Origin of the sequence: Nocardioides pini (genome assembly GCF_026712185.1) — a bacterium.
In the GTDB taxonomy this organism is placed as follows: Bacteria; Actinomycetota; Actinomycetes; order Propionibacteriales; family Nocardioidaceae; genus Nocardioides; species Nocardioides pini.
Genome location: NZ_JAPPUX010000004.1, coordinates 577,119 through 594,911 on the forward strand (window position 1 = coordinate 577,119; position 17,793 = coordinate 594,911).

The following is a 17,793-nucleotide window of genomic DNA, read 5'->3' on the forward strand; positions in this document are numbered from 1 at the left end:
CTAGAGCAGGACGAGGTCGTCGCGGTGGATGACCTCGCGCTCGTACGCCGACCCGAGGGCCTCCTTGAGCTCGCTCGTCGAGCGGCCGAGGAGCGCCGGCAGCTCGTCGGCGTCGAAGTTGACGAGCCCGCGGCCCACCACGGCACCGTCCGGGTCGAGCAGGTCGACGGCGTCGCCGGCGACGAAGCTGCCGTCCACGGCGGTCACGCCGGCCGCGAGCAGCGAGGCACGACGCTCGACCACCGCACGCACGGCACCGGGGTCCAGGGACAGGGTGCCCTGCCCGGACGTGGCGTGGGCCAGCCACAGCAACCGGGTGGGGCGGCGCCTGCCGGTCGCCTCGAAGTGGGTCCCGACGTCGGCGCCGGCGAGCGCGGCCGCGGCCTGCTCCGCCGAGGTCAGCAGGACGGCGATGCCGGCACCCGTCGCGATCCGGGCGGCGTCGACCTTGGTGGTCATGCCGCCCGTGCCGACGCCGGCCGACCCAGCCGACCCGACGGTCACCGCGGCGAGGTCCTCCTCGGACCGCACCACGGGGACCAGCCGTGCCCCGGGGCGCGACGGCGGCCCGTCGTAGAGGCCGTCGACGTCGGAGAGCAGGACCAGCAGGTCGGCGTGCACGAGGTGGGCCACCAGCGCGGCCAGCCGGTCGTTGTCGCCGAAGCGGATCTCGGAGGTGGCGACCGTGTCGTTCTCGTTGACGATCGGGACGACGCCGAGCTCGAGCAGCTTGGCGAAGGTCTGGTGGGCGTTGCGGTAGTGGGCGCGTCGGGTGACGTCGTCGACGGTGAGGAGCACCTGGCCCGTCACGATCCCGTGGCGGGCGAACTCCTCCTGGTAGCGGTGCGCCAGCAGCCCCTGACCCACGGACGCGGCCGCCTGCTGGGCCGCGAGGCCGCGCGGGCGCCTCGTCAGGCCGAGCGGTGCCAGACCCGCAGCGATGGCCCCCGACGAGACGAGCACCACCTCGGCGCCTCCCCCGCGCACCGCGGCGAGCACCTCGACCAGCTGCCGGACGCGCGCGGGGTCGATACCACCGGCGGCCGTGGTGAGCGACGACGACCCGACCTTGACGACGATGCGCCGGGCACCGGCGAGGAGGGCCGTGCGGTCAGTCGTCACTGCCGTCCCAGTCGGGGTCGTCCTTGCTGCCGATCTCGTAGGCCATCGGTCCCACACCGGAGCTGCCGGAGCTGCGGTCGGGTCCCTTCTTCCTCCGGCTCTCGTCGAGGCGGCGGGCCACGTCGGCGCGGGCCTCCTCCTCCGCCTTCGACTCCATCGCCTCGTCGATGTCGCGGCGACGGGCGCGCGCCGGGCGGTCCTCCCGGAGCCGCTCGTCCTCGCCACGGCGACCGAGCATCTCCGCGCCCGCCTCGATGCTGGGCTTGAAGTCGAAGACGACCGAGTTCGCGTCGCTGCCGATGAGGACCGCGTCGCCCTCCTGGGCGCCCATCTGCGCGAGCTTGAGCTCGACGCCGAGCCGGTTGAGGCGGTCGGCGAGGAAGCCCACGGCCTCCTCGTTGCTGAAGTCGGTCTGCCGCACCCAGCGCTCCGGCTTGGTGCCGCGCACCCGCCAGCCCTCGTCGGTGGCGACGACGTCGAAGTCGTCGCCGCCGTCGACCGCTCGGGGCCGGAGCACGATCCGCTGGGCCTCGGCCTCCGTCGCTGTCTCGCGGGACGCCTCGACGATCTCGGCCATGGCGAAGGTGAGCTCGCGCAGGCCGGCACCGGAGGCGGCGCTGACCTCGAAGACCCGGAGCCCGCGGCCGCGGAGCTCCTCGACGACCATGTCAGCGATGTCCTGGCCGTCCGGGACGTCGACCTTGTTGAGGGCGACCAGCCGCGGCCGGTCCTCCAGGCCGCCGTAGCGCGCGAGCTCGCCCTCGATCACGTCGAGGTCGTCGAGCGGGTTGCGGCCGGGCTCGATCGAGGCCGTGTCGACCACGTGGACCAGCGCGGCGCAGCGCTCGATGTGGCGCAGGAAGTCGTGGCCGAGTCCCCGACCCTCCGCGGCACCCTCGATCAGGCCGGGGACGTCGGCGACCACGAAGGTGGTCTCGCCGGCGGTGACCACGCCGAGGTTGGGGATGAGCGTGGTGAACGGGTAGTCGGCGATCTTCGGGCGGGCACGCGAGATCGCGGCGATCAGCGACGACTTGCCGGCGCTCGGGAAGCCGACCAGGCCGATGTCGGCCACGACCTTAAGCTCGAGGCGTACGACGAGCTCGTCCCCGGGCTCGCCCAGCAGCGCGAACCCGGGCGCCTTGCGCTTGGAGGAGGCGAGGGCGGCGTTGCCGAGGCCCCCGCGGCCGCCCTGGGCGACGACGAGCGTCGTCCCGTGGCCGACGAGGTCGGCCAGCACCTGGCCGTCGGCGTCCTTGACCAGGGTGCCGTCCGGGACGGGCAGGACGAGGTCCTTGCCGTTGCCGCCGTTCTTGTGGTCACCGGCGCCCTGGCCGCCGTTGTCGGCGCGGCGCTTGGGGCTGTGGTGGTAGTCGACGAGCGTCGTGACGCTCGTGTCGACCTGCAGGATGATCGACCCGCCCTGGCCGCCGTTGCCGCCGTCGGGGCCGCCGAGCGGCTTGAACTTCTCCCGCTTCACCGAGGCCACGCCGTTGCCGCCCCGTCCGGCCGCGAGGTGCAGCGTGGCCTGGTCGACGAACGTGGGGATGGCCATGGTGTTCCTTCTCAGGTGTTCTCGATGGTCGAGGCACGGAGCCTCGAAACCACGAAGGGCGCCCCCGACTCGGGGACGCCCTTCGCAGAAGTGATCAGTGTCGCGGTGACGTCACTCGCCGGGGACGACGTTGACGACCTTGCGACCGCGGCGGGTGCCGAACTCGACGGCGCCGGCCTGCAGGGCGAAGAGGGTGTCGTCGCCGCCGCGACCCACGCCGGTGCCCGGGTGGAAGTGCGTGCCACGCTGGCGGACGATGATCTCGCCGGCGCCGACGACCTGGCCGCCGAAGCGCTTCACGCCGAGGCGCTGGGCGTTGGAGTCACGACCGTTCTTGGTGCTCGCGGCACCCTTCTTGTGAGCCATTGTTCAGTCCTTCTGGAGAGACGTGTCGACCTCGAGCGAGCGCTCAGAGGGAGATGTCGGTGACCTTGACCTGGGTGTACTTCTGGCGGTGACCCTGGCGCTTCTTGTAGCCGGTCTTGTTCTTGTACTTCTGGATGATGATCTTCGGGCCCTTGGTGCGGCCGGTGACCTCGACGGTCACGGACGCCTTGTCGAGGCCGGTCGCGGTCACCTTGTCGCCGTCGACGACCATCACCACGGGAAGGGTGAGGGTGTCACCGGCAGCGCCCATCGCGTCGATCTCGATGACGTCGCCCACGGCAACCTTCTGCTGCTTGCTGCCACTGCGCACGACTGCGTACACGGCGAGTCACTCTCCTCGATACGAACTACTGGTCTCAGAACTGGGGGTCTGCGCACGACACCGCCTGGAACTTCGGGCGAGTACGCCGCGTGGCGGGCGCGCAGGGATGGTGTGTCGAACACCGAGGGTCAAGACTACGGGATCGGGTGCCGACCGGGCAAAACGAGGCTCAAGCAGGTGCCGGCGGGAGCGATCCGGAGGGACCGCGGTCGACCCACGTCTGGCCCGCGTAATCGTCGCGGCGGACCGCGAGCCTCCACAGGGCCCACGTGGCGACGGCTGCATCGCGCCGACGGCGTCCACCGTCGCGTGCGGAGGGCGCGTCGCGCGGGGGCGCCGGCACCTCCCGCACCTCGATGCCCTGCCGCTGGGCGGCCACTAGCATCTCGGTGGTCCAGAGAGGACCGTCCTCACGTGACACTGCCGCGAACGAACGCACCCAGCCGCCCTCGACCCAGTAGGTGCCCTGGCTGTCGTCCACGTCCGTGTGCAGCAGGGCCTCTCGCCACCACGCGAGCGCGCGGGACCGTCCCGGGCGGCGCTGCGAGCCGACCGCGAGGACCACCGAGGCATCGAGGGTCGCGAACGAATCGATGTCCCCGCCGTCCGGGGAAGCCTCGTCGACGCCCATCAGGACGCGAGCACCGCTGCTCGCGAGGACTCCCGTCCGCAAGGCGTTGCCGAGCCCGGGCTCACTGACCACTACGACGACCCGGGCCGGGAGGTCCCAGCCGGCCACCATCAGCTCGAGGTCACGCGACGTGGCGTGGCTCGCCCCGTGCTGGACCAGGACGATCTCGTCATGGGTCGTCATCCGATTGGCCAGCGCTTCGAGCCGCTGCCGGAGGTCCCCGCCACCGTCGCGTGTCGGCACCACCACCGCCAGCCCGATCCCTGGCATGGAGTCGTCGAGCCGCAGTCGCTGCGGCGTCCGGGCACGTTCGTCCACCCGCACCACGGACGGCAGCGTCGAGATCGCCCACACGAGTCCACCGAGCGCGAGGGCGGTGAGGAAGGCGAGGGCGGCGACCAGCTCGGTGTAGTAGTAGAGCATCGGCATGACGAGCACCGGCGGGACCAGACCCAGGAGCAGGATCGGCACGGCAGCCGCCGACACCTGCCGCAGCCGCTCGCGGTGCGGGCCGGCACGCCGCCAGACCACCACGATGGCAGCCAGGATCACCACGATCATGCCCGCGAAGTGCTTGGCCGTGTAGAGCGTCTTCGCCAGGTAGAGGTTCAGCGTGGCGATCGGGGCCGACCTGACCTCGTCGAGGAAGAGGTCCTTGATGATGGCGTCGTACTCGGCACTGGAGACCACGACGTCCGGGTCCACCTCACGTGCCTTCATCCAACCGAACTCGTCGGACCACTCGATGCCGAAGGTGGACGGCTCCCCCGTGAGCGGCTGGGGGTAGGACAGCCCGAGGTAGAGGGGGTGCCAGGTCCCGTGCGCGTCCAGGAGCTTGGACGTCTCCGTGAGCACGACGGGGTCCCGCTGGGCGTCGATACGGTCCATCACGACGCCGGGGAGCCAGAATGCGGCCACGACGCTGACTCCCGCGGCGGCGCACGCGACGGCCCACCTCAGCCGACCGCGCCAGGCAACCCACCACACCACACCGGCCGCCATGGCGATGCCGGCGCCGGACAACGATCGTAGGAGGTTGCCGAAGGTGGCGAGGAGGACCAGGACGATCGTCCAAGCGATGGCCGCCCGGACGCCCGGACGCCGCGTGACGGCATAGGCGACGAGCACCAGGGACAGGAAGATCAAGGAGGCCGGAAGGCCGTACAGCGCGTACACGGCCGTGACCGCGACCTTGTCTGACAAGCCGTACTCGGTGCCCACCAGCAACGTGCCGTTGGTCAGCCAGGTGAGCACCGGGAGCGCCAGCATCGCCATGCCGGCGCGAGTCCGTCCGTAGATGCGAGCCACGGTGAGGGGCAGGATGAGCATCGGCAGCGCGCACAGCAACGCCATCACCCAGCGGAGCCCGGTATACGGCGAGTCGGACCCAGTCAGGTGGCTCATCCAGGAGGCCACCAGGTAGCTGCCCGGGTCGTCGTCGCCCGCAGCCTTGGTCAGCCCCTCACCGGGCAGCTCGCCGTACCACGAGCCGGTGCCGTTCTGCTTGACCAACGGCACCCCGGTCTGGACGTAGGTGTCGTATGTCGCGCGCAGCTCGAGGTCCCGCGCGGGGTGATAGGGCAGATCCGGCATCGTGAGCACCGCCCACACCGTGCCCAGGGCCAACAGTGCTCCGGTCGCCAGCAGGAGCCGTTGAGTCGCAGGCGGCCACGGCCGGTCCCCGTCACGCACGCTCCAGGGCGCGCGACGCCGCGGCGCCGCCCCCTCTGTGTCGTCGAGCACCTCACCGGTCCCAATTCCGGCTGACGACCGACCGCTCATCGCTTGCGCGAGCCCTTCTTCTTGATCGGGACGTGCTCGACGACCGGCGTCTCGCCCGACCCGCCGGAGGCGGTGTCCGCACGCGCGTCCGCACGAGCCTCGACGCCGTCCACGGAGACGGGAGCGGCCGGCCCACCGAACGGCGCAGCCGAGCCGGGCTCGATGCCTGCGGTGCCGGGTTCGACGGCGCCCGTCTGCAGGACGGTGCCCACGCCCGATGGCGGACCGGCGGGGCGGCTGGCGGAGCGTCGACGCGTGCGCGTGACCACCTTCGGCTTCTCCGGCTCCGCCGGCAGGGCCTCGTGGGCCTGCTCGCGGCTGGTGTCCACCGGGGCGACGGCCTCGACCTGCGGAGCGTCGTCCTGCGGAGCCTCGTCCGGGGCGACCTCGCCCTGCGGAGCTTCGGCCTGCGGAGTTTCGGCCTGCGGAGCTTCGTCCTGCGGAGCTTCGTCCTGGGCAGCCTCGCCCTGCGGAACGTCGTCCCGCGGAACGTCGTCCTGCGTGGCCACGGCCTGGGCATCCTCGACGGCCGGAGCGTCGGCAGAGGTGTCGGAGGCGCTCGCCTCGTCGGCCCGCGACTCCTCGACCTGACGCTCGTGGCGCGCCATGGCGGCGACGTCCTTGGGCGACGGCGCGTGGTGCGCCTCGGTGGCCTTCGCGTCGGCGTTGCCGCCGCCGTTGCCGGCGCCGTTGCCGGCGTCGTCGTTGCCGCCGCGACGGCCGCGGCGCCGGCTGCTGCGGCGACCCTCGCCCTCGTCAGGGCGGGCGTCCGGGTCGACCGGCTGGTCCTTGATGACCACTCCGCGGCCGTGGCAGTGCTCGCAGTTCTCGCTGAACGCCTCGAGCAGGCCGGTGCCGATCCGCTTGCGGGTCATCTGCACCAGGCCGAGGGAGGTCACCTCGGCGACCTGGTGGCGGGTGCGGTCGCGGCCGAGGCACTCGACGAGGCGTCGCACCACGAGGTCACGGTTGGACTCGAGCACCATGTCGATGAAGTCGACGACGATGATGCCGCCGATGTCGCGCAGCCGGAGCTGGCGGACGATCTCCTCGGCGGCCTCGAGGTTGTTCTTGGTGACCGTCTCCTCGAGGTTGCCGCCGGACCCGGTGAACTTGCCGGTGTTGACGTCGACGACGGTCATCGCCTCGGTGCGGTCGATGATCAGCGAGCCGCCCGACGGCAGCCAGACCTTGCGGTCCAGCCCCTTGTGGATCTGCTCGTCGATCCGGTAGGTCGAGAACACGTCACCACCGGTCGCGCCACGCTCGAACCTCTCGAGGCGCTCGGCGAGGTCCGGGGCAACCGACTCCACGTAGCCGTGGACGGTGTCCCAGGCCTCGTCGCCCTCGATGACGAGCTTGGCGAAGTCCTCGGTGAACAGGTCGCGCACGACCTTGAGGGTCAGGTCGGGCTCGCCGTAGAGCAGCTGCGGGCCGGACCCCTTGTGGGTCGCCTTCTTCTCGATGTCCTCCCAGCGGGCCTTGAGGCGCTCGACGTCGCGCGTCAGCTCCTCCTCGCTGGCCCCCTCGGCCGCGGTGCGCACGATGACGCCCGCGGTGTCGGGGACGATCTCCTTCAGGAGGGTCTTGAGGCGGCTGCGCTCGGTGTCGGGCAGCTTGCGCGAGATCCCGGACGTGGTCCCGTCGGGGACGTAGACGAGGAAGCGACCGGCGAGGCTGACCTGGCTGGTCAGGCGCGCGCCCTTGTGGCCGACCGGGTCCTTGGTGACCTGGACCAGGACCATCTGGCCGCTGGACAGCACGGACTCGATCTTGCGGGGCTGGCCCTCCTTGTGGCCGAGCGACTGCCAGTTGACCTCGCCGGCGTAGAGGACGGCGTTGCGGCCCTTGCCGATGTCGATGAAGGCGGCCTCCATCGACGGGAGCACGTTCTGGACCCGCCCGAGGTAGACGTTGCCGATGAGCGAGGTCTGGGACTCGCGGGCGACGTAGTGCTCGACGAGGACCTTGTCCTCGAGCACGGCGATCTGGGTGAGGTCGCGACGCTGGCGGATCACCATGACGCGCTCGACCGACTCGCGGCGGGCCAGGAACTCGGCCTCGCTCACGATCGGCGCCCGGCGCCGGCCGGCCTCGCGGCCCTCGCGGCGGCGCTGCTTCTTGGCCTCGAGGCGGGTCGAGCCCTGGACCGAGGTGATCTGGTCCTCGGCCGAGCGACCCTTGCGGACCCGGGTCACGGTGTTCGCGTCGCCGTCGTCGGAGGAGCCCTCCTCGCCGGCGCGGCGACGGCGGCGGCGGCGGCGCGAGGAGCCCTCGCCGTTGCCGTCGGTCGCGTCGGAGTCGCCCTCCGCCGAGGTGGCGGCGGCGCTGTCGGTGGAGTCGTCGGCCGCGTCGGTGGAGCCGGCGTCGGGCGCGTCGCCCTCACCGCTGCCCTCGCCGTTGCCCTCGCCGGACTTGCGGCGGCGGCGGCCGCCGCGGCGGCGGCGCCGGCGGCCAGAACCGCCGTCGCCGTCGGTGTCGTCGGCGGACTCGCCGGACTCGGTGAAGTCGCCGGAGTCAGCGGACCCGCCGGTGTCGGCACCCTCGGCCACGTCGGCGGAGGTGTCGTCCGCCTGGGCCCCCGCGAGGGCCGCCGCGGCGTCCTCGTCGTCCTCGTCGAGGTCGGGCGCGGGCTCGGCAGCGGCTGTCTTCTTGGCGGCCTTCTTCCTGGCCGGCCGGTCCGCGGACTTCTTCGCGGCCGACTTCCTCGCGGTGGCCTTCTTCGCCGGCGCGGGAGCCTCGTCGACAGCCTCGACAGCCTCGGCGGCCTCGTCGTCGACCGGGGCCGTCTCGACCGGGGCGGGCGCCGCCTTCGTGCGCGTGCGTCGGGTCGTCGTGGTGACGACGGGCGCCTGGAACAGCACCGCGGGGCCGGTGGGCGCGTCGGCGGCCGGTGCCTCCGCTGCGGTCTCGGCCGCGGGAGCGTCGGCATCGGCCTCGGGGGCCGTCGCCTCGGGGGTGGCCGCGGTCTTCTTGGCCGCGCGCTTGGCCGCGGTCTTCTTGGCGGGCGCCTTGGCGGCGGACTTCCTGGCGGACGTCTTCCGGGCCGGGGCGGGGGCCTCGTCGACCGGCTCGGCCGCCGGCGCGGCGTCGGTCTCGACAGCGGTGTCGGGCTCGGGGGTGGTGGCGGCCTTCTTCGCGGCGCTCTTGCGCGCCGGCGCCTTCTTGGCGGGCGCCCTGCGCGAGGCGGTCTTCCGCACGACGGGGGCGTCGGCCTCCCCTGCTGCTGAGGCAGCGTCCGGCGACGCGTCGGTGGTCGCCTCGGCCGGAGCGTCCCCGGCGGGCGGCACGGCGGCCGCCTTCTTGGCGGGTGCCTTGCGCGTGCGCCGCGTCACCACGGGCGCGGCAGGCGCGGCACCCTCGGTGGGCGGGCTCGCGGCCTCCGGCGTCGGCGTGCCCGACTCGGTGCGCTCGGGCTGGTCGTTCTGGTCATCACTGAGCATGTGGTGCTCCTCGGGCACCGTGACGGTGCCGATTCGGCGTCCGCCCCCTCTCGCACGGCGAGTGGCGGGAACGCAAAGCTTCTGTGGCGGCGACCCCCTCCGCGGGTGCGTCTCCGGACGGCCGGTGCGCCACCCGCCGCGGTCGCCGGGCCACGTCGAGTCGCTGTCACCGACTCCTGTGGCCGCGTCGCGGTCCGGTGGCGTCCACCCACCCGGGGTGCCGACCGCTGGTGCGGCCGGCGAGAACGTCGTCGGCTCGACGGATCCCGACGGTGGTCAGGGCGTCGAACGTGGCGAGTATCGCACACCGGGCCCCGAGTGGCCCTATGCCCGATCCGCCAGCGGGTCGCCGACCTGGTCCGACCCGATCAGCGGCCCCTGCGCCAGCCGCGTCATCAGCGGCGCCTCACCCACCGACACGCCGGTCACGGCCTCGAGGCCGCGCAGGACGTCGTCGGGACGCACGGCGGGGGTGCCGTGCCGCAGCACCACGTCGATCGACGTACGCCCGGCCGCGGCGTCGTCGGCCTCGTCGACCACCAGCGAGAGGACCGCGCCGCGCGCGTCGAACTCGCGCATGCCCTTCTTGGTCATCCGCTCCACGAGCACCTCGTCGGCCGCGAGGAAGCGCGCCACCGCGTCGATGACCGTCGCGTGGTCGGCGCCCAGCCCGATCCGCCACCGGCTGGCCTCGAGCAGGTCGGCCAGCGACCCGCCGGGCGACTCGACGACCTCGAGGACGTCCAGGCCGGGTGGGAGCGCCTCGTCGAGCATCGCGTGGACGTCGGCCGCCACGACGACCTGGGCGAGGGCCAGCTCGAGGTACTCCGCCTCGCTCGCCGACCCGGTCGGGGCAGCGCCGGCGTACGAGATCCGCGGGTGCGGGTTGAACCCAGAGGAGTACGCCATCGGCACCCGTGCCCGGAAGACGGCGCGCTCGAAGGCGCGGCTGAAGTCGCGGTGGCTGGTGAAGCGCATGCGCCCGCGCTTGGCATAGCGCACGCGCAGTCGCTGGACGGGCGGAGCCTGCTGCTCGGGCTGCTGCTTGGCCATCAGGTCCGTCCTGCTTCCACTCGTCGGGTCATCCGCGCGAGCCGTCCCGCAGGCCCTCGCCCGCCTCGTCATCACCGCCGAGATCGTCGTCCGCGGTGGCTTCGACCGGTCCCATGTCGACGGAGGCGGTGAGCTGGTCGAGCCGGAGGTTGAGCAGCGCGACCTCCTCGGCGAGGGTGCGAGTGCGGTCCTCGAGGCGACCGATCTCATAGCTGAACTGGATGCTCAGCAGCAGCAAGAGCATGCTGGCGGCGAAGAAGAGCAGGTTCGAGGGGACCTGGACGCCCAGGAGGTCGGACGCCCGGTCGAGCAGGCTCGGGAACACCACCAGCAGCACCGTGCTCATCGCCACCACGACCCAGATCACGGCGTACTTCTCGCGCAGGCGCTGGCGTCGCAGCATCTCGAAGAGAACCACGAGGGTGGCGACCGCGCCGACGACGCCCAGGGTGAGGACCGGACTCATGACTTCTCCTGCCCCAACGTCTCGGTCGCCGCGGGCCAACGCCGCACAAGGGCGAGCGCGAGTGCGACGACGGCGCGCACCAGGTAGGTCGCCGCTCGCAGCGGCGACTGGCTGGCCGTGCCGATCGTGCGCGGACGCATGTGGACGGGCTGCTGCGTCACGGTGCACCCCACACGCAGCGCGATCACCAGCGACTCGACCGTGTCGCCGAGGTACTCGGCGGGGTAGTGGTCGGCGAACACCCGGACCGCGCGCCGGTTCGCGACCCGGAAGCCGCTGGTGACGTCGGTGAGGCGCGTGCCCGCGAGCCAGGACAGCACCGCGGCCAGCAGGCGCATCGCCCAGCGGCGCGGGCCACGAGCGGCGTAGGTGCCTTCGCCGGCGAACCGGGCGCCGATGACCACGTCGGAGTGCTCGAGCCCGGCGAGGAGCTGCGGGAGGTAGGTGGGGTCGTGCTGACCGTCCGCGTCGATCTGCACGACGACGTCGTAGCCCTCCCGCATGGCGTAGCGGTAGCCGGTGCGCATGGCCCCGCCGACGCCGAGGTTGAAGGGGAGCCGCACCACCTCAGCTCCCGCGTCGCGCGCGACTGCGGCCGTCCCGTCGCCCGAGCCGTCGTCCACGACGAGGATGTCGAGGTCGAGCTCGGAGCCCCGCACCTCACGGATCGTGCCGGCGATCGCGCCCGCCTCGTTCCAGGCGGGGATGACCACGAGGACGCGATCGTCTGGGCGTGCAGGCATGGGGGGAACCCTAATGGGCAGCCGTCCCGCCACTGCTGGCGGATGCCGCCACGCTCGACTGGACCGCGACGGCCGTCGCGACGAACGCCGCGAGGGAGGCGAGCGCGAAGCCGCCGAGCGCCCGGTCCTCGGCACTCCACGGAGCGGCCAGCATCAGCAGCGCGGCGGAGGCGATGGCCGCGGCCCAGCAGGCCGTGACGAGCCAGTATCGCTGGAGCGCCACCAGGGCCGCTGCCTGCAGGAGGGCTCCGGCCATCACGCAGGTCGCCGCGGCCACCAGCGCGGCCGTCACCGGCGTTGGGCGGTAGTCGGCGCCGAGCACGACCGCCACGGCCCATGGTCCGACGACGTAGCCGACCGCCGCTCCGATGAGGGCCGCGACGGCACTGCCTCCCGCGATGAGCTCGAGTGCCCGGGTGAGCCGGCGGGTATCACCGCTGCGGCTCCACCGGACCACGGTGGGCACGGTCAACGCCTGCACCGGGGCCATCAGCGCGAGCGGCGCGCGCGAGAGCGTGATCACCGCGATCAGCACGGCGAGGTCCGAGGACTTGCCCAGGATCGCGACGACCACGGCCGGGAAGCCGGTGAGCACCAGCGCGGACAGTCCGTTGGCGATGCCGAGCGCGGTCACCGTCTCCGCCACGGTCGACCACGGGGTGAGACGGCCGGACCAGTCGACGCCGCGCGCGATCCGGCCGAGGGCACCCACCCAGACCAGCGAACCCGCGACGGTCGCGAGGACCGCCCACCCGACGGCCGCCTCGACGCCGGTCGCGACGATGACCGCGATGATCACCACGCGGGCGGCCGCCTCCCCCACGAGGAGCGCCGAGTAGCCCCGCAGCGCGTGGGCGCCCAGCAGGACGCCGCGCGCCAGGATGAGCATCGTGAAGTTGACCACGGACAGCAGGCAGAGGAGCAGGACCGGCAGCGACCCGTGAACGACCTCGCGGCCCGACGGAGTCGCCAGGAAGGCCGCCATCACCACCAGGCAGGCCGTCGCGGCGAGCCCGACCGCCTGGACGGCACCGACCGGCGTACGACGTCGCTCCAGCGTGGCATTGGTCGACTGACGCGCGACCTCCTGCTCCAGCGACCCGAGCACGCTCCCGAACGTGAAGACCACCGCCCAGATTGCCTGGAACTGGAGGTTCTCGGTCGGTGTCAGCCACCGGGCCACCACGACGAGGAGCAGCAGGCCCAGGCCGCTGGCGGTGAAGAACGAGACCGAGAGCAGGCCGAGCTGGCGCCGGGCCCGGCTCACGGGGAGCTCGCGGCGAGGCGCAGCCCACGGACCACGCCCGCGCCGAAGAGCACGCCAAAGGCCGGGCTGAGCGCTCCCACCGCAACCGACTCGCGCGGCGTCGCACCGCACCAGCGCGCACCGACGCCGGCCGTCAGGCAGCCGAGGGCGGCCGCGGCCGCGCTGGCGCGCGGGAGCGTGGCGGCCGCCACTCCCCCCGCCGCGGTGACGGCGAGCACCCCGGCGAGCAGGCCGCGCGCTCGCGACGGGTCGGTGAGGTAGCCGTCGACGAAGGTGGTGCCGCGGTAGAAGCACTGGCGCGACCACGACCCACGGCCGCTCTTGGCGTGGTGGGTGCACAGCACGTCGGGCGAGAGGTGGATGTCCTCGGCCGCAGCGACCGTGCGCAGCAGGCGGGTGTCGTCGGAGGCGAGGCTGGCGTCGGCGAAGTGCGACGCGAACTCGCCGGCAGCCTCGAGCAGTAGGCTGCGAGGCGCCAGGAAGGCGCCGGTGCCCTTGGGGTAGCGGTCGAAGTCGTCGAGGTCGAAGGCGACCGGCCGGCGGGTGCGGAAGTAGTCGCGCCACCACACCTTGGTGATGCCGGTCCAGAAGAGGGCGCGGAGGTCGCGGGAGCCGGGCACGACGTCGTAGTTCCACACCGTCTCGCCGCGACTGACGGCGGACCGGAGCCGCTCGAGGGACTCGGGGGCCACCTCGACGCGCGCGTCGAGGAGCAGCACCAGGTCGGCCTTGACGGCCTCGAGGCCAACCCGGCGCGCCGCGAACCGGCCGGCGTTGGCCTGGTGCACGACCCGGACGTGGGGTCGACCGCTGACCTCGGCCAGGACGGCCACGCTCTCGGCGTCGGTGGCGCCGTCGTCGACCACCACCACCTCGAGGGGCCAGTCGGCCCGAGCGGCGGCGACCTCGAGTGCGTCGAGCGCGCGCCGGACCCAGCGTCCCTCGTTGTAGGCTGGCATGACCACGCCGAGCCGCGCGTGCGACGGTGCGGATGATGCTGCACGGGCCTCTGCGGTGGGCAGTGGCGGGGTGTCCTGCACGGTGGTGGACCACCCTTTCGTCGGCTCGCCTGATCCGCGTGCAGACGATACTGCAACGCCGAGACCATCCCCGGACACGCACGGGACCAGCACAGGAGAGCCAGTGACGATCGCCTTCATCGCCGGGACCACGGCCGAAATCATCAAGCTGGCCCCGGTGATCCGCGCCCTCGAGGCGCGCGGTGACGAGGTCGAACTGTGGAACACTGCGTTCCACGTCGGCGGCCTGCCGGCCACGCTGGCCGACCTCGGCCTCCCCCAGCCGGCCGTCGACCTCGTGCCGTCGCGCAGTCAGCGCGACGTGGTGCGCGTGGCGCAGGTGCCGGGGTGGGCGCTTCGCATCCTCGTGTCCGTCGTACGCCGTCGCGGCGAGCTGCGCCGGAGGTTGCGCCGGGGCACGCCTCGACCGCTCATCGTCGTGCACGGCGACACCTTCAGCACCGTCCTCGGGGCCCTGATCGGGCGCTTCCTCGGGGCGCAGGTGGCGCACGTCGAGGCCGGCATGCGCACCGGCAACATCTGGCACCCCATGCCCGAGGAGTTCAACCGCCGCATCGTGGCGAAGATCGCCACCGTGCACTTCGCGCCCACCCAGCACGAGGTCGACCACCTGCTCCGCGAGCGGGCGCGGGGATCGATCGTCGACACCGGCGCCAACACGGTCATCGACGCGCTCCGCCTCGCCATCGACGGCGACGCCCCGGCCATCGACCTGCCCGAGGAGTTCGGGCTCGTGACCCTGCACCGGTTCGAGATGCTGCGCAACGGCCCGGTCTTCACCCGGACCCTCGAGGTGCTGCACGAGGCCAGCGCCTCCATGCCGCTCGTCATGCCGGCCGGCAACACCGAGCGCAACCGGATCGAGGAGCTCGGCCTGGGCCACCTGTTCGGTGACCGCTTCCGTCTCGTGGACAAGCAGCCCTACGCCCGCTTCATGCCGCTCCTGGCGCGCGCGAGCTTCGTCGTCACCGACTCCGGCGGTCTCCAGCAGGAGTGCGGGATCCTCGGCAAGCCCGCCGCCATCCACCGCGAGGCGGTCGAGTCGCAGCAGGGCATCGGTGACAACCTGGTGCTGACCGGGCTCGACATGCAGGTGCTGCGGGACTTCCTGCGCGCGTGGCGTGACCGGGCGCGCCCCTCGCTCCTCGACGAGTTCCACCCCACCGAGGCGATCGTCGCGGAGCTGGGACGCGCCGGTCACCTCAAAGCGTGATCTCGCGCCCCTCGGCGGCCGAGCGCAGGCACGCGTCGACGACGCGGAGCGTCTGCACGCCCTCGCTCATCGGCACGATGCCCGCGGAGTCCTCGCCCAGGACGGCCGCGCGGAAGTGTGCCTGCTCGACGGCGAGCGGCTCCCGCTTCTGGATCGCGAAGCGCGTCACGTCGCCCTCGTTGACCCCGCGGAAGGTCGCCACCGCGTCCCAGTCGTTCTCGAACGTGCCGTTGGCGTAGAACGTCAGGTCGCCGGTGAGCGTGTCGGCGACGAGCGCACCACGCTCACCGGTGGCGATGCACTGGCGCTCCTTGCGCGGCGACAGCCAGTTGACCAGGTGGTTGACGATGACGCCGTTGGCGAGGCGGCCGGTGGCGACCACCATGTCCTCCTTGTCACGGCCGGACCGGTGCTGGGTGTGGGCGGTCAGGCGGACGTAGGGCGCGCCAGCGATCCACGGGGTCAGGTCGAAGTCGTGGGTGGCGAGGTCCTGCACCACACCGACGTCGGTGATGCGCGGCGGGAACGGACCCTGCCGCGAGGTGGTGATCTGGAAGATCTCCCCCAGCAACCCCTGCTGGATCCGCTCGCGCATCGCGATCACGGCCGGGTTGCAGCGCTCGACGTAGCCCACGCACCCGACGACGCCGGCCTCCTCGAAGGCGGCGCCGACCCGCTCCCCCGCCTCCACGGAGTGGGCGATCGGCTTCTCGACCATCGTCGCGACACCGGCCGCGGCCAGGGCGAGCGCGACGTCCTCGTGGTTCACGGTCGGCACGGCCACCACGGCCGCGTCGAGACCGGCGCCGATGAGGGCGTCGACGTCGGGCAGGACGGGGAGGTCCCCCGCCACGCCGAACTTGTCACCGACGGGATCCGCGACGGCGACGAGCTCCATGCCGGGCGTCGCCCGGATCACGCGGGCGTGGTGACGTCCCATCGAGCCGAGCCCGATCACACCCGTGCGCAGCGTCCTGGTCGGTGCGGTCGTCTCCGTCATCACGCACCCGCCTTCACGACGGTGTTGACGGCCTCGACGATGCGGTCGAGGTGCGACTGGTCGAGCGAGGGGTGCACCGGCAGCGAGATCACCTCGGCGGCGGCCCGCTCGGTCTCAGGCAGGTCCAGCCCCGGGGCGTACTGCTGCAGCGACTCCAGCCGGTGGTTCGGGATCGGGTAGTAGACGCCCGAGCCGACCTGGAACTCCTCGCGGAGACGGCGGACGACCTCGTCGCGGTCCTGTGCGACGCGGATCGTGTACTGGTGGTAGACGTGGGTGGCCGTCTCTGCGACCGGGGGGACCACGACGTTCTCGAGGTGGGCGTCGAGGAAGGCGGCGTTGTGCTGGCGGGTCGCGGTCCAGGCGCCGATCTTGGTCAGCTGCACCCGACCGATGGCCGCGTGGATGTCGGTCATGCGGTTGTTGAGGCCGACGAGCTCGTTGGCGTACTGACGCTCCATGCCCTGGTTGCGCAGCAGCTTGACGCGTCGGACGATCTCGTCGTCGACGCACGAGACCATGCCGCCCTCGCCGGAGGTCATGTTCTTGGTCGGGTAGAGCGAGAACATCGCGAAGGTGCCGAAGGTGCCGACCGAGGCGCCGTTCCAGGTCGCGCCGTGGGCCTGGGCCGCGTCCTCGAAGAGCATCACGCCGCGCCGCTCCGCGATCTCGCCGAGCGCGGTCATGTCGGCGGGGTGGCCGAAGAGGTGGACGGGCATGATCGCCCGGGTGCGCTCGGTGATCGCGGCCTCCACCGCGCGCGGGTCGAGGCAGAAGTACGTCGGCTCGATGTCGACGAACACCGGGGTAGCGCCCGTGAGCGCGACGGAGTTGGCGGTCGCGGCGAACGTGAACGACGGGACGATGACCTCGTCCCCCGGACCGATGCCGGCGGCGAGCAGGCCCAGGTGCAGGCCGGACGTGCCGGAGTTGACGGCCACGCAGGTGCGACCGTCGACCAGCTGGTCGCCGAACTCCTGCTCGAAGGCAGCCACCTCCGGCCCCTGCGCCACCATGCCGGAGGCCAGCACGGAGTCGACCGCATTGCGCTCCTCCTCGCCGATGATCGGCTTGGCCGGGGGGATGAACTCTGGCTGCGTCACTCTTCTCTCTCCTTGAGTTGTCCGTCGATGACGTCGTGGACGGCGCCGGTGCCGGTGTCGACCAGCGAGCCGTCGGGCTGCTCCTCGAGCCGGGTCCCCGTGCGGGACACCCAGCCGATCTGACGGGCGGGGACGCCGGCCACGAGGGCGTGCGCCGGCACGTCGCGGGTCACGACCGAACCGGCGGCCACCAGCGCCCAGGCGCCGATGCGCACGGGCGCGACGCAGACCGAACGGGCCCCGATGGCGGCACCGTCGCCGATGGTCACACCGACCGCCTCCCAGTCCGAGGCGGACTTAAGCGAGCCGTCGGGGTTGACCGCGCGAGGGTAGGTGTCGTTGGTCAGCACCACGGCGGGGCCGATGAAGACGCCGTCCCCGAGCACAGCGGGCTCGTAGACCAGGGCGTGGTTCTGCACCTTGCAGTTGTCGCCCATCTGCACGCCCGACCCGATGTAGGCGCCGCGGCCGATGACGCAGTTCTGGCCGAGCACCGCGTCCTCGCGCACCTGGCACAGGTGCCACAGGCTGGAGCCGTCGCCGATCGTCGCCTCGGGAGAGATCTCTGCCGACTCCACCGCTCGGTAGGACATGCAGCGCCTTTCGTCGTGGGTGTTTATGGCCGGGACCCTCGTCCCGCGCGGGCGCGCGGGCCCGCGTGCGGCC

At 72.5% G+C, this 17,793-nt stretch carries 14 protein-coding genes and 1 pseudogene; 1 reads left to right on the top strand and 14 read right to left on the bottom strand.

Features of this window, described 5'->3' with window-relative positions; all coding sequences use genetic code 11:
• From proB to NYO98_RS16135, 11 genes and pseudogenes are all read right to left on the bottom strand, one after another.
• Nucleotides 1-1,122 (bottom strand): glutamate 5-kinase, encoded by a 1,122-nt coding sequence (gene proB, locus NYO98_RS16085; RefSeq protein WP_268112746.1) that lies wholly within the window; start codon nt 1,120-1,122, stop codon nt 1-3.
• A complete protein-coding gene (gene obgE / locus NYO98_RS16090) occupies nt 1,112-2,677 on the bottom strand; it encodes a GTPase ObgE (protein WP_268112747.1) in 1,566 nt (521 codons plus the stop codon). Before obgE ends, proB begins: the two co-directional genes overlap by 11 nt.
• Nucleotides 2,678-2,788: 111 nt before the next feature.
• Nucleotides 2,789-3,043, bottom strand: coding sequence for a 50S ribosomal protein L27 (rpmA, locus tag NYO98_RS16095; protein ID WP_268112748.1), 255 nt, complete (start codon nt 3,041-3,043; stop codon nt 2,789-2,791).
• Between the two features lie 43 nt (nt 3,044-3,086).
• Nucleotides 3,087-3,386, bottom strand: a complete 300-nt coding sequence (gene rplU, locus NYO98_RS16100) for a 50S ribosomal protein L21 (RefSeq protein WP_236400058.1) — start codon at nt 3,384-3,386, stop codon at nt 3,087-3,089.
• Between the two features lie 169 nt (nt 3,387-3,555).
• Entirely contained in the window at nt 3,556-5,619 is a 2,064-nt protein-coding gene (locus NYO98_RS16105; protein WP_268112749.1) for a hypothetical protein, read from the bottom strand.
• A 926-nt stretch (nt 5,620-6,545) separates the two neighbouring features.
• Nucleotides 6,546-8,378, bottom strand: a pseudogene (locus NYO98_RS21925) (Rne/Rng family ribonuclease); the annotation flags it as partial.
• Between the two features lie 1,188 nt (nt 8,379-9,566).
• Nucleotides 9,567-10,295, bottom strand: coding sequence for a TIGR03936 family radical SAM-associated protein (locus NYO98_RS16115; RefSeq protein WP_268112751.1), 729 nt, complete (start codon nt 10,293-10,295; stop codon nt 9,567-9,569).
• 28 nt (nt 10,296-10,323) lie between these two features.
• Nucleotides 10,324-10,761 carry a DUF2304 domain-containing protein gene (locus NYO98_RS16120; RefSeq protein ID WP_268112752.1) on the bottom strand — a complete coding sequence of 146 codons (438 nt, stop codon included), beginning with the start codon at nt 10,759-10,761 and terminating at the stop codon, nt 10,324-10,326.
• Nucleotides 10,758-11,504, bottom strand: coding sequence for a glycosyltransferase family 2 protein (locus NYO98_RS16125; protein WP_268112753.1), 747 nt, complete (start codon nt 11,502-11,504; stop codon nt 10,758-10,760). The genes NYO98_RS16120 and NYO98_RS16125 overlap by 4 nt, the downstream gene beginning before the upstream one ends.
• Before the next feature lie 10 nt (nt 11,505-11,514).
• Complete coding sequence (locus tag NYO98_RS16130) at nt 11,515-12,771, bottom strand: polysaccharide biosynthesis protein (protein ID WP_268112754.1); 1,257 nt, start codon at nt 12,769-12,771, stop codon at nt 11,515-11,517.
• Nucleotides 12,768-13,730, bottom strand: coding sequence for a glycosyltransferase family 2 protein (locus NYO98_RS16135; protein WP_407673932.1), 963 nt, complete (start codon nt 13,728-13,730; stop codon nt 12,768-12,770). Before NYO98_RS16135 ends, NYO98_RS16130 begins: the two co-directional genes overlap by 4 nt.
• A gap of 184 nt (nt 13,731-13,914) precedes the next feature.
• Between NYO98_RS16135 and NYO98_RS16140 the strand changes: the two genes are divergently transcribed.
• Nucleotides 13,915-15,024 (top strand): UDP-N-acetylglucosamine 2-epimerase, encoded by a 1,110-nt coding sequence (locus NYO98_RS16140; RefSeq protein ID WP_268112755.1) that lies wholly within the window; start codon nt 13,915-13,917, stop codon nt 15,022-15,024.
• Here NYO98_RS16140 and NYO98_RS16145 read toward each other — a convergent pair.
• From NYO98_RS16145 to NYO98_RS16155, 3 genes are read right to left on the bottom strand one after another with little or no spacing between them, the layout of a single operon-like run.
• Nucleotides 15,014-16,024, bottom strand: coding sequence for a Gfo/Idh/MocA family protein (locus NYO98_RS16145; protein WP_268112756.1), 1,011 nt, complete (start codon nt 16,022-16,024; stop codon nt 15,014-15,016). The two genes, NYO98_RS16140 and NYO98_RS16145, sit on opposite strands and share 11 nt — an antisense overlap.
• Nucleotides 16,024-17,127, bottom strand: coding sequence for a DegT/DnrJ/EryC1/StrS family aminotransferase (locus NYO98_RS16150; RefSeq protein WP_268112757.1), 1,104 nt, complete (start codon nt 17,125-17,127; stop codon nt 16,024-16,026). Before NYO98_RS16150 ends, NYO98_RS16145 begins: the two co-directional genes overlap by 1 nt.
• On the bottom strand, nt 17,124-17,720 hold the full coding sequence (locus NYO98_RS16155; protein ID WP_326494449.1) for an acyltransferase: 597 nt from the start codon (nt 17,718-17,720) through the stop codon (nt 17,124-17,126). The genes NYO98_RS16150 and NYO98_RS16155 overlap by 4 nt, the downstream gene beginning before the upstream one ends.
• Nucleotides 17,721-17,793: the final 73 nt, after the last annotated feature.